This window comes from Methylophilus sp. 'Pure River' (assembly GCF_046765995.1).
Taxonomy (GTDB): domain Bacteria; phylum Pseudomonadota; class Gammaproteobacteria; order Burkholderiales; family Methylophilaceae; genus Methylophilus.
Genome location: NZ_JBKOUE010000001.1, coordinates 417,236 through 429,778, shown reverse-complemented (window position 1 = coordinate 429,778; position 12,543 = coordinate 417,236). Strand labels below are relative to the sequence as shown.

The 12,543-nt window shown below is 48.7% G+C and carries 8 protein-coding genes; 4 read left to right on the top strand and 4 right to left on the bottom strand.

Going from position 1 to position 12,543, the window contains the following annotated elements; translation table 11 throughout:
* Window positions 1-124: 124 nt before the first annotated feature.
* From ccoS to metG, 3 genes are all read right to left on the bottom strand, one after another.
* Entirely contained in the window at window positions 125-262 is a 138-nt protein-coding gene (ccoS, locus tag ACIDE9_RS02210; protein ID WP_019881964.1) for a cbb3-type cytochrome oxidase assembly protein CcoS, read from the bottom strand.
* A 4-nt stretch (window positions 263-266) separates the two neighbouring features.
* Window positions 267-2,561 carry a heavy metal translocating P-type ATPase gene (locus tag ACIDE9_RS02205; protein WP_411992347.1) on the bottom strand — a complete coding sequence of 765 codons (2,295 nt, stop codon included), beginning with the start codon at window positions 2,559-2,561 and terminating at the stop codon, window positions 267-269.
* A gap of 254 nt (window positions 2,562-2,815) precedes the next feature.
* Window positions 2,816-4,876, bottom strand: coding sequence for a methionine--tRNA ligase (gene metG, locus ACIDE9_RS02200; protein ID WP_411992345.1), 2,061 nt, complete (start codon window positions 4,874-4,876; stop codon window positions 2,816-2,818).
* Between the two features lie 296 nt (window positions 4,877-5,172).
* Between metG and ACIDE9_RS02195 the strand changes: the two genes are divergently transcribed.
* The 3 genes from ACIDE9_RS02195 to ACIDE9_RS02185 all read left to right on the top strand — a co-directional run bounded on the left by ACIDE9_RS02195 (window position 5,173) and on the right by ACIDE9_RS02185 (window position 10,496).
* A complete protein-coding gene (locus tag ACIDE9_RS02195; RefSeq protein ID WP_411992343.1) occupies window positions 5,173-5,664 on the top strand; it encodes an RNA polymerase sigma factor in 492 nt (163 codons plus the stop codon).
* Window positions 5,665-5,668: 4 nt separating this feature from the next.
* On the top strand, window positions 5,669-6,652 hold the full coding sequence (locus ACIDE9_RS02190) for a FecR family protein (RefSeq protein WP_411992342.1): 984 nt from the start codon (window positions 5,669-5,671) through the stop codon (window positions 6,650-6,652).
* Between the two features lie 103 nt (window positions 6,653-6,755).
* A complete protein-coding gene (locus ACIDE9_RS02185; RefSeq protein WP_411992341.1) occupies window positions 6,756-10,496 on the top strand; it encodes a TonB-dependent receptor domain-containing protein in 3,741 nt (1,246 codons plus the stop codon).
* Window positions 10,497-10,781: 285 nt separating this feature from the next.
* On the opposite strand, the gene ACIDE9_RS02180 is transcribed toward ACIDE9_RS02185, so the two are convergent.
* Window positions 10,782-11,240 carry a fasciclin domain-containing protein gene (locus ACIDE9_RS02180; protein WP_411992339.1) on the bottom strand — a complete coding sequence of 153 codons (459 nt, stop codon included), beginning with the start codon at window positions 11,238-11,240 and terminating at the stop codon, window positions 10,782-10,784.
* A 239-nt stretch (window positions 11,241-11,479) separates the two neighbouring features.
* On the opposite strand from ACIDE9_RS02180, the gene ACIDE9_RS02175 reads away from it, so the two are divergent.
* Window positions 11,480-12,523, top strand: coding sequence for a glycosyltransferase family 4 protein (locus tag ACIDE9_RS02175; RefSeq protein WP_411992338.1), 1,044 nt, complete (start codon window positions 11,480-11,482; stop codon window positions 12,521-12,523).
* The last annotated feature ends 20 nt before the right edge of the window (window positions 12,524-12,543 follow it).

The following is a 12,543-nucleotide window of genomic DNA, read 5'->3' as shown; positions in this document are numbered from 1 at the left end:
GATTAAAACAAACACCCAACACTAAAAAAATTCTAAAAAATTTTAGTTGTTCAACCTGATCATCTCAGATTGTCACAAATCTGATTTGACACACATCAATCCCGTTCAGAAATTCCTAAAAGCATTAGTCCTGCTCAAGAATTCGCGAACCTTCTTCTTCCAGGTCTTCAAACTGCCCGGTCTGGATTGCCCACCATAGGCCACCCAGAATCACAAACACCAGCAACACTGCCAGTGGGATCAATAAAAATGCAATTTCCATAACGCTATGCCTGACCTTTCTGCCAGCCCGACTTATCCCAGTCGGTCAAACGTAATGCATTGAGCAACACCAATAGCGAACTGGCCGCCATCCCCAGCCCGGCCAGCCAGGCGGGCAACAAGCCCATAATCGCTAATGGTACGCCAGCTGCGTTATACAACGCAGCCCACAACAAATTCTGTTTTACGATGAGGATGGTTTTTTGACAATGCGAAATGAGCGAAACCAGCACACCGATATCATTACCCAACACCACCATATCGGCCTGTGCCTGCGTCAAAGGGACGCCGGAACCCATTGCAATAGAAGTATGCGCTGCTGCAATGACAGGGCCGTCATTCAAACCATCACCAACCATTAATACTTTCCGCCCCTGTTGTTGCAACAACTTTACATGCTGCAGCTTATCTGCTGCTTTTTGTAACCCAAATGCGCGCGCTATTCCCAGTTGCGCTGCAAGGTTTTTAACGGGCGCTATTCTATCACCAGATAACAGTTGAATATCAAGCCCATGTGCAATTAATTGTGAAATAGCCGCTTTGGCATGTGGTTTTACCTGCTCGGACAAAGTCAGTCTCGCCAGCAGGATTTCGCCAGTCGTGACATAGACCTGACGCAGCGCATCACTCTCGAGTTCGTCGCTGATGCCACAAAATTCTGCATTGCCTAGCTTCACCGGTAGTAATGCCCCATTTGGCGCATAAAATGTAGCAGACATACCGCCACCCACAATCTCTTGCCAATCCTGCACCACCAATTGATCTTGTGCATCATGCTGCAAAGCAAAACCATGTAGCGCTTGAGCCACCGGATGTAAAGAATCGCGACTCATGCTGGCAATCACGTCCAGCAACCACTGCCTATCCCAGGCTGCATGGCTTTCGGCCAAGGCAACTTGCTGCAAGTTTTCGGTCAAAGTGCCGGTTTTATCAAACACGATCGTGTCAATTTCACTGATCGCCTGAATCGCCTGCAAACGGCGAATCAACACCCCGCCTTTGGCAAACGTACCGGCACTGGCGAGCATCGCTGCAGGCGTTGCCAGGGATAATGCACATGGACAAGTCACGACAAGTACGGCCACGGCTGACATAATGGCTTTGGCAGGATCGGTACTCCACCAGAAAAACACCGCATAGACAGCTGCCAGCAATACCGCCCACAAGAAAGGCTGCGCAACTTTATCTGCCAGCAAGGCGATGCCAGGCTTTTCGGTAGAGGCCGAAGCCATGAGGTTAACCAGCGCATGGTACTGCGTACCCTCGCCCACCTGCTCGACCTGCATTTCAATGGCAGAGGTTAAATTACCGGCACCGGCAATGACTTTGGCACCTGCCGGTTTCAGCACAGGCTCAGATTCACCCGTGAGCATAGACTCGTCGGCGCTTGTGCTGCCAACTAACACCAGGCCATCCGCCGCGAATACTTCCCCTGGGCGTACATATAACACATCACCCACATTGATATTGGTCGCGGCGATTTGCACCCACTCACCGGCAGCATCTTTCTTAAGCACAGCGTGCGGCAAGCGACGCATCATGTTTTCCAGCGCACCGGCCGTGCGGTTGCGCAATTTGACATCCAGCCAGCGGCCAATCAGCAAAAAGCTGACAAACATGGTCAGCGAGTCATAATAAACCACGTCACCCCACCAGCCGCCAGGGGCAAAGGTCGCCAGTGTGCTCATGATAAAGGCTGCCAGGATGCCCAATGACACCGGCACATCCATGCCTAACTGGCGCTGCTTGATGCTGGCCCAAGCCTGGGATAAAAACGGCGTGGCAGAAAACAGCATCACCGGCAGGGTCAGCACCCACGATGCCCATTTCATGAGTTGCACCATATCTGGCGCCATATCATTGCTATCAGACCAGTAAGTAGGATAGGCGTACATCATGACCTGCATCATGCAGAACACGGCAACGACCAGACGCCATAGCATCTTGCGTTGCTGGACAGTACGATCCGAAATAGCGCTGTATTCGTTAAGCGGTAATGCCGGGTAACCAATCTCGTTTAAATTGGCAAACCAGTGAGAAGGGGAAGTTTGTTTCGCATCCCAGACCACGCGGACACGTTTGGAAGCAGCGCTGGCTTGTACAGCAAGCACGCCACGCTGTTGTTTGATGGCTTGTTCAATACGCCCGCTGCAAGCGGCGCAGTGCATATTATCCACCCAGACATGAGAGGTCCACACCTCAGCAGAGGATGCATCGCGTTGACTAAATCGCTCCCATTCAGACTGGATATCCAGCCCTTGCCAGGGGTTTGCACTGCTTGCTGCTAAAGGGTTTGCCATTGGGTGATGGACCATCCGTCAAACAATATACAACTTTATATTATATTATTGAATATAATATAAAACAATGTGTTAGCCATTTTTTGAAAGTGTCACGCGCGCTCAAGGTGGCACACTTTTCTTAGAAATTACGATTTCTTAGACATCATTAGAACAGCCAACGGCCGGTAAAGCTTTGATGTAGCACAATCAACCGTGCACAAATATGAGAGGCGCCAGTACAAGACCAACACCACTCACTTTTTACATTCGCCCTACTTCACGCGCATGCCTGCTTGCGCCCCACTGTCTGGCGACAGAATATAAGGGCCGCCACGCTCATCACTGGCCGCCAGCACCATGCCCTCGCTCATGCCAAACTTCATTTTGCGCGGTGCCAGGTTGGCGACCATCACGGTCAAACGCCCTACCAGCGTGGCCGGGTCATAGGCAGACTTGATCCCGGCGAATACCTGGCGTGGCTTTTCCTCACCAATATCCAGCAGCAATTTGAGCAGCTTTTCAGCCCCTTCCACATGCTCGGCACTGACGATCTTGGCAATACGCAAATCGACCTTGGTAAAATCATCAATCGAAATATGAGCACCCTCTTCGGCCGCTGGCGCTTCAGCCTTGACTGTCGTCTTGGCAACCGCTTCTGTTTTTGCAGGCGCAGATGCCGCTTGCAAACTGTCTTTATTGGCTTCGACCATGGCCTCGATCTGCTTACCTTCCAAGCGTGTCACCATGTGATTATAAGGCTGAATCGTTTGCGCCCCCAAGCCTTGGCCGACATCCGCCCATTGCAATGGCTGCACACTGAGAAACGCTTCAACGGCAGCTGCAATATTCGGCAAGACCGGTTTCAGGTAGATCGTCAGCAAACGGAACATTTCCAATGCATTGCTGCAAATCGTATGCAACTCAGCCGCTTTACTGTCATCCTTGGCAACCACCCAAGGCGCAGCTTCTGCGACATAAGCATTGGCAGCATCGGTCAACTTCATGATCTCACGCAGCGCACGTGCAAAGTCGCGGGCAGCATACGCTTCGGCAATTGCAGGTGCCGCAGCGCGCATGTCATCAATCACCGCATGTTGGGCAGTGATCAGCTTGTTATCAAACTTTTTAGCCACAAAACCGGCGGTACGGCTGGCAATATTAATGTATTTACCGACCAAGTCACTGTTGACGCGGGCGACAAAGTCTTCCAGGTTCAGGTCAATATCTTCCATGCTGCCATTCAATTTGGCGGCATAGTAATAACGTAAATACTCAGGATTTTTCACATGCTCAAGGTAGCTGCGCGCCGTGATAAACGTACCGCGCGACTTGGACATTTTCTCGCCATTCACCGTCAAAAAGCCATGCGCGAATACCTGTGTTGGCGTACGGTGGCCAGAGTATTCCAGCGTTGCGGGCCAGAACAAGGCATGGAAGTACAAGATATCTTTGCCGATGAAATGATACAACTCGGTCGTCGAATCCTTTTTCCAGTACTCGTCAAAATCCAAGCCGGCCTTGCTAGCCAGATTTTTAAAGCTGGCCATGTACCCAATCGGCGCATCCAGCCAGACGTAAAAATACTTGCCTGGCGCATCCGGGATTTCGAAACCGAAATAAGGCGCATCGCGCGAAATATCCCAGTCAGAGAGTTTATTCTCGCCAACTTCGCCCACCCATTCACTCATTTTATTGGCGGCTTCGGCTTGCAAGGTACCAGAGCGCGTCCAGTCACGCAAAAAGTCTGCGCACTCGCTCAGTTTAAAAAAGTAATGCTCGGTCTCTTTGCGCACCGGCGTCGCACCAGACACGGCCGAGAATGGGTTAATCAACTCCGTCGGACTATAAGTCGTGCCACAGACTTCGCAGTTATCGCCATACTGGTCTTTGGCATGGCACTTGGGGCACTCGCCTTTGATAAAGCGATCCGGCAAGAACATGTTTTTGACCGGGTCAAAATATTGTTCTATGGTTTTGGTCGCGATTTTGCCGTTGGCTTTGAGCGCACGATAAATATTGCCGGACAACTGGCGGTTTTCTTCCGAGTTGGTGGAGTAATAGTTATCAAACTGCACCAGAAATTCAGCAAAATCCTGACTATGTTCAGCATGGACCTTTTCAATCAGCGCTTCCGGCGTGATGCCCTCTTTTTCTGCGCGCAGCATAATTGGTGTGCCGTGGGTATCGTCCGCACACACATAATGCACCGTATGGCCCTGCATCTTTTGAAAACGCACCCAGATATCGGTTTGAATATACTCAACCAGATGCCCTAAATGAATACTGCCGTTGGCATATGGCAAAGCGGACGTCACCAGAAGTTTGCGTGTCATGAAAACAGGACCAAGATAAAAACGATCATTTTAGCAAACCATCCACAGTTGAGCGATGGCAAAGGCAGATATTCTTGATCAAGCCAGATGTATTCCACATGGTTTGTCTAATTCAGGTTTGGCTAATTTAAGCCAACCTGGCTGATTACAACCAATCGCATTATTTCCATTTATCCAAATCAGTTATTAAAAAAGCTGACTAAACAAACAGTTATCAATCACTATATAAAGCACAGGCGCGGGAACAATCCTTGCGTATGGTTTGCCATTTAATATTACCTCACAACGCACACGGCATGTTTTGGCATGGCATCAACCTACATTGGGCATATACGACACTGCTACCAGGCATACGTCGCAAAACCGCTTGCCCACATCAAGCAAAAGATATTTTGCACGATGGCTTTTTACGCTTTGCGCTGACCACCAGCCCGCATCGCAACGAGGAGCCACATGCCTACCTGCGAACCATTGTGCAAAACCTGCTACTGGAGCAATACCGCAAAGACAGCTACTTTGCCGACTACCAGCAACAGGCAGACCCTGAAGAACCTGCCTCAGTGTCAACTGAACACCTAGCAGACATCAAACAAAGGCTGGCACTAGTCACACAAATCATCCAGGACTTACCGCCGCGCTGCCGTCAGGTCTTTATCATGTATCGCATTGAGGGGCATGCACAAAAAGACATCGCCGAGCAAATGCAGATCAGCTTGAATATGGTTGAGCGTCACCTGATCCGCGCCTTGCTGGATCTCCGCGCTGCACGCGAAAAGTTTCTCAAATAAGCGCATGAGCACGCACAACAAAATTTCAGAAACGGCCGCACGCTGGTTTATCCGCATGCAAGAGGCCTCGCCTGATGCCCCCGAGCGCAGCCAGTTTGAAGCCTGGCTCATGCAAAGCCCATTACATCAGCAGGAATACCTGAGCATCAGCCATGCCTGGCAAGGCATAGACTCAGTGAGTGAATTGCAAAGTTTGGCACAAGCTAAACAAACAGATGTATTTCTCAAACAAAACGAGCGCAAGAAAACCAGGCAAAAACTGGCGGGGACCGTGGCTGGCGTGGTGGCTGCCATCTGCATTGGCTGGGCAGGCTTTCATCAATATCAGGTTTGGCAAAACACCCCTACGCTGCAATTAGCATCAACAACCGCGCGCGCACAACTTATGACGCAAACATTAGATGACGGCAGCCGCGTGACGCTCAATGCCAATTCGCATATTGAAATCAAGTTTTACCGCCATCAGCGTCATATTGACCTGCTGCAGGGAGAAGCCGTATTTGAAGTGCAACACGACCCTGACAGGCCTTTTGTGGTTGAAACCAATCGCCTCAAGGTCGCCGTACTGGGCACTCGATTTGCTATCAACAAACTCCAACAGCTTGAACGCATCAGCGTTGATCACGGCAAAGTAGAAGTCATCAGCAAAACCGGTGGTACAAAGATCATCCTGCACAACAACCAAGTCGCAGAACTAACCGCGGCAGGCTTACAACCACGCACCAACGTCACGGCACAAGACTACTTCAAGTTCATCAGTGGCACCTTGGTCTTCAACCAGGCTGAGCTCGCAGAAATCGCCGAAACCCTCTCGCGCTATCGGCCGACACCTGTCACAACGGATGGCTTATCCAAAGAAAAGATCAGCGCAGTCGTCGCCATTAAAGACAGTAACAACTTCATCTCTACCCTACCGCGTATCGCCAATATCCATATCAAGCAAACAACAACAGGCACCTTGCTTGAAACCGACCCACCCTCAAAATAACGCCCACCCTAATTCATTACATTTTTTTGCAAACAACACATCAGGGTTTCAATTCCCCATGCATTAAGGCAATAACAAGCCATAAAAATAACGGGGAAGTCAGATGCATGCACCAAAAAAGTTGATCCTAAGCGCAGCGATTGCAGCCTGCTTTTTCAACCAAGCAGGATTGATGCCTCTTGTACAGGCCGCTGAGTTAAACACAACACTACCTCAGCCAGAGGAAGAGATCCTCTTCACACGTACGATCTCCATTGAACTACCCAGCCAACCACTCGCTACTTCTTTAAAATCAATTAGCTCAAAACTAGGGATCAACATCACCTTTAACGATGCTCTCGTCAGTGGTAAAAATGCCCCCGCAATTCGCGGCACCATGCTCACCAGAGAGCTTTTCAAAAAGCTACTCGCCAGCGCGGGTCTTGAGGCCAAGCTCAACCAGTCTACGCTTTATATTCAACCCGCAACCAAAACATCCAAAGAATTAAGAGATGAAAAAACCAGCCTTGAGCTGGATAAAGTTGAGGTGCGTGCCAAAAAGTTTTATGAGGTAGGGCCGATGCCTGGCTTGGCACTGACTAAAGAGGAAATTCCTGGCAACGTGCAATCACTCTCTGCCAAAGATATTAAAGAGGCGCACACCTTAACGATCACCGACTTAATGAATCAGAAACTGCAGTCAGTCACTGTCAATGATTATCAAAGCAACCCATTTCAGATGGACTTGCAGTATCGTGGCTTTACAGCTTCGCCCCAACTGGGTACGGCACAAGGTATCTCAGTATTTCTTGATGGCATCCGTGTGAACGAGCCTTTTGGTGATGTAGTGAACTGGGACATGATTCCGATGAATGCGCTCTCCAGTCTCGAAATCATTCCAGGCTCCAACCCCGTTTATGGATTGGGCACATTAGGTGGCGCATTAACGATGCGTACCAAAAGTGGTTTTGATGGAAAAACACTGGATGCCGAAGTGCTCACAGGCTCATTCGGGCGCAAACAGTTGCAAATATCGGCAGGTGATAACAACGGTGTGGTAGCAGGTTTCTTATCAGGGAACTTCTTTCTGGAAGATGGTTGGCGCGATAACTCACCGAGTAAGGTCAATCAAGTTTTTGGTAAAGCTGAATGGCAAAGTGAACGAGTCAGGGTGAGTTTTTCAGGTTTGTATGCAGGTAACAAGTTGACGGGTAACGGTTTGTTGCCACAGCAAATGGTCGATCAAAACCCCAAGCAGGTTTACACCTCACCTGATGAGAGCAAAAACAACCTATTTCAATTCCAGCTATCAGGTATCTGGGATGTGACAGATACCTTCAACATCACTGCACAGGTGTATAACCGTAACAGTAAGCGCAAGTCACACATGTCAGATGTGAATGAGAACTTTGGGGGGACGAGTGGGCGACCGAATAGTGCAACAGAAAATGATCCTAGTCGACAGTTACTTTATGGCTTGCCAGATATCAACCGTGACGGTCTGCCAGATTATAACAACTATGCTTATAACGTCGCGGCAGATGCATCAGGAAGAGCATTGGATGTAAATGGGATTGCCGATGGTGATCCTGGTTTTGATGTAAATAACTTAGCTTATGGGGCGAATTTTAATACGCAAGCTAACGCCAATCAGGCTCAAGTTCCCGCTGCTGACGGGTCAGGTAATACTGTGTGGAATTGGACGTATGATCCAAGAAGAAATAATGACGATATTAACCAACCTTCAACGATCCCGAATGCATTTAATGCTCCAGTTACCTCAGATTATGAAGGTAGAGTTCGCTTTGGTTTTGAGAATTATGGAAAAATTCTGGCGGGTATTAATAACAATTACGGACTGTCGACAGATACTCTTCATCCTGGTACAGGAAACAAGCTTTATTTTTATGACATTCCAACTGGTCAAGGTCTTACAGGCACATTAAGCGGTTATACAGACACTAATGGTTTCTATCATGACTATTGGGAGTTGGTTACCCCAATTAATGAAGCGACTATTTCAAACTCTTCTGGCAGTGTTGGCGGGTTATCTCAGCAGTCAACTCGAGGGCCGTTGGTACTAGACTCTAATGGCAATGCGATTTTTAGAGACGGTAGGTATGCAAGTGGTCCTTTTGCTACAACTGGTTATATAAATGGTACTCCAACGGCAATATTCACTGATACAGAGGTCGATCAATTAGGAAAGGGAGCGTCATTACAATTTAACTGGAACCTTGATAAACATAAGTTCATGATTGGTAGCTCTATTGATAAAGCTGATACCACCTATGAAAGTAAGCAATATCTGGGAATGCTTGATGCGAATAGACGAGCGTATGTTGCGCCTGAGCTTTTAGGTTGGGAGTATTACGCAAATAGTCCTGAGCGTGGGTATGGTTTAAATGACTTTAAAGGAAATAGCCTAACAAAAAGCATTTACTTTAGTGAAACATGGTCGCCTACAAAGGCGCTAAATTTTACGTTTTCTGCTCGCTATAACCGTAGTTATGTCGATAATCAGCTCGCAGTAGCGAGATTGTCTTCATTCACTGATGTGAACTCAATACTGAATTATATAAACCTAATCACATTATGTACCGACAACAATAATGACGGCACGATAGAGGCGTCAGAATGCCCCAATGGCCTTGGTACCATTATTCCCTTTGACCCTAGCACTTTTCCACTTGACGCTAATGGGCAAAATATTGCCACCTTGCGTCCTCCCGAAAAAGAAAAATTTAAATACCGTTCGTTCAATCCCTCGCTTGGTGTGACTTGGCAAGCTACAGAAGATTTGAACCTCTATGCCAATCTAGGACGTGGGGCCAGGACTCCGACAGTCATTGAATTAGGTTGTGCCTATGACCCAACACCGGTTTTCCAAGGTAATGATGCCAATGGAAATCCGTTGTATCGACCAAGATCTACAAGTGAGCAGCGTGTATGTAATTTGCCAGGTGCACTATCAGGAGACCCTTATTTAAAACAAGTACGCTCGACCAGCTATGAAATCGGTGGGCGTGGTCAACTGACGGACAGTATTCAATGGAACGCAGCGTTGTATCAAACCGATCTGACCGATGATATCTATTTTGTAGCAATTAATGCTACCAGTAGTTATTTTCAGAATGTGGGAGACACTCGCAGACGAGGTCTTGAAATGGGACTTAAAGGGACATGGGGCAAAGCAGGCTGGGGTGTTAACTATGCACTAACAGACGCAACCTTCCAGTCCAAGTTCAAGCTTGCTAGTCCTAGTAACAGTAGTGCAGGGAATGTCTACGATATTGTGACCCAGACAGGCGAGGGTAACTATCAGCAGATTACAGTAACCCCAGGAGATCGTATGCCTGGGGTTGCGTTGCATAACCTTAATGCAAATTTTACCTATGACATTACCAATGCTTGGCGTGTTGGCTTAAATGTAGTCGCACATTCTGATGCATTTATTCGCGGTAATGAAAACAATAAACATAGAGCGGGCCCCGCTTCTCCTATTACAGGTCCGTTTTGTAATGGTGGCACCACCACTTGTACCGTACAGCGTGCCGAATTTGGTGAAGGTAAAACCGATGGTTATGCCGTCGTTAATTTCAATACAACCTACAGGCTTAGCCCCGAATGGACGTTGGGGTTGCGTATTAACAATCTGTTAGACAAACAATATGCTAGCGCTGGGCGACTAGGTCTAAACGCCTTCTCACCTTCTATTCGTGGTGTGATTGGCGAGAGCGGATTCAACTACAACAGTGCTGACTGGCAAGGAACAAGCTTTCTTGGAACGGGGGCCCCAAGGTCGGCTTTTGTGACTTTGAGCTATGAGTTTCAGCCTAAAAAGCTGGATGGGTTGATAGAGTAGCCCTTCTCTAAACAACTGAAGCAATTCAAGCACCTAAGATTGTAATAAAAGCTGATTGCAACCAAATTTTTAATGTAATCAGATACTTTTCCAATACCACCTCTCACCCATTACAACAAAATCAAACACTTATCAGACCAAGGGGTCAGACTCCTTTGAAAGTACCAATTTTGTTGCCCCTGGCGCCCCGCGCAGTGTCTGGCTCAACCTGAACCGTCACTTCGTCCCCGACTAGAAAAATGCCTCGCTAAGCGAGGCATTTTGACTCAATCCTTTGCTAAACAGTTAACTTTTAGGCATCAGCACAGCACTCACTGTATGAATCACACCATTATCCGCATTGATTTCATCGCCAACAACTTTCACGTTATTCACTTTCACGCCATCCGTCACTGACAGCTGCAAATCGGCGCCTTCGAGGGACTTAATTTTACCGGCACTCACATCGGCCTGCGTGACTTTGCCGGGGTACACATGATAGGAAAGCACTTTCTTGAGCTGATCCGGGTTGGACATCAGCGCCTTGAGTTTAGCCTTGGGTAGCTTGGCAAACGCGGCGTCGTTAGGAGCAAATAAGGTGATCGGCCCCTTATCATTCAGCGCGCCCTCCAAACCAGCGGTTTTGACTGCTTGCAAAAAAGTTTTAAAGTCGCCCTCTTGCTCTGCGGTTTGCAACAGGGTGTCAGCACTGGCATGGTTGGTGTAGCTAAGCGCAAGAAGAGTGAGTACAAAGAGTTTGTTCATGAGTATTCTCCAAATATTAAAACCAAAAACGTTTACTGTCGTCGACACGAACCACCTTACCCATCCTTTCTTACATAGCGCTTACCCGCGCTCCCATTAAACTTACACCGGGCTGACAACAGCCCCTCAAACCGGCGCGTTATCATATTCGCCATGACCGGTTAAACACAGACAGTCATAATCCCGTCACGCAAGCTCGGCAAGATAGCAGCATCCCCAGCCCTGGAGCGCAGTGAACAATGTTGATTGTGACGGATACCTTCCAGCAGACCAATGGCGTTTCGACCACCTATAAAAACCTGCGCCGGATTGCCAGGTCACGTAACATCCGCTTCCGGGTGCTGCATCCCAGCTTATACCGCTGGATGCCATTGCCGTTTTACCCGGAGATCCAGCTCAACTTGCAGCCGTTCCGCCTTTGGCGCACCCTTAACCGCCTGCAACCCAACCAGTTGCACATCGCGACTGAAGGACTGATGGGCCTGGTGGCGCGGCACTGGTGCAAATTAAATCAAAAGCCGTACACCACGGCTTACCACACACGCTTTCCGGAGTATCTGGCGTTGATGTGGCGCATCCCGCCGCGCTGGACCTACGCCTATTTACGCTGGTTTCACCGGGGTGCGCTCACTACGTTTGTCACGACAGAAAGCATGCGCCAGACATTGCTCAACCAGGGTTTCCATCACCTGGTGATCTGGTCACGTGGTGTATCAGAACAATTAATCAGCCCCTCACAGACGCCACTCCCCGCGGATAAACTGCGGGTTCTCAATGTGGGCCGTGTCAGCAAAGAGAAAAACCTGGATGCCTTATGTATATACCAGGATGTGTTTGACATCACGATTGCGGGTAACGGCCCTTATTTAGAAGCGCTCCGGCAAAAATATCCACGCGTGCATTTTGTTGGTTACCAATATGGCCAGCAGCTAGCCGAGCTTTATGCACAACAGGATGTATTTGCCTTCCCCTCCCGTACCGACACCTTTGGTCTGGTCATGATAGAGGCCATGTGCAACGGCTTGCCCGTCGCCGCTTTTGATGTCACCGGTCCCAGAGACGTGGTTGAACAAGGATTTTCAGGCATTCTGCATCACGACCTCAAACAAGCCATCATCCGCTGCCAGATGCTGGATAAGCAGGCGATTCGCCAAACAGCCCGCAGCCTGTGGAGCTGGGCACATTGCTTTGATACCTTTCATCACCACTATCAAAAGCCAGGTACACAAGCAGTCGATATGCAGCTTCCGGCGCGGCATGACGAATGCACACCAATGCGGTAAAATACCCGATCTAATTACTC

Bases quoted from the DNA above. Each gene is read 5' to 3' on its own strand.
- ccoS (WP_019881964.1), bottom strand. From the start codon at position 262: ATGGAAATTGCATTTTTATTGATCCCACTGGCAGTGTTGCTGGTGTTT.
- ACIDE9_RS02205 (WP_411992347.1), bottom strand. From the start codon at position 2,561: ATGGCAAACCCTTTAGCAGCAAGCAGTGCAAACCCCTGGCAAGGGCTG.
- metG (WP_411992345.1), bottom strand. From the start codon at position 4,876: ATGACACGCAAACTTCTGGTGACGTCCGCTTTGCCATATGCCAACGGC.
- ACIDE9_RS02195 (WP_411992343.1), top strand. From the start codon at position 5,173: ATGTTTTGGCATGGCATCAACCTACATTGGGCATATACGACACTGCTA.
- ACIDE9_RS02190 (WP_411992342.1), top strand. From the start codon at position 5,669: ATGAGCACGCACAACAAAATTTCAGAAACGGCCGCACGCTGGTTTATC.
- ACIDE9_RS02185 (WP_411992341.1), top strand. From the start codon at position 6,756: ATGCATGCACCAAAAAAGTTGATCCTAAGCGCAGCGATTGCAGCCTGC.
- ACIDE9_RS02180 (WP_411992339.1), bottom strand. From the start codon at position 11,240: ATGAACAAACTCTTTGTACTCACTCTTCTTGCGCTTAGCTACACCAAC.
- ACIDE9_RS02175 (WP_411992338.1), top strand. From the start codon at position 11,480: ATGTTGATTGTGACGGATACCTTCCAGCAGACCAATGGCGTTTCGACC.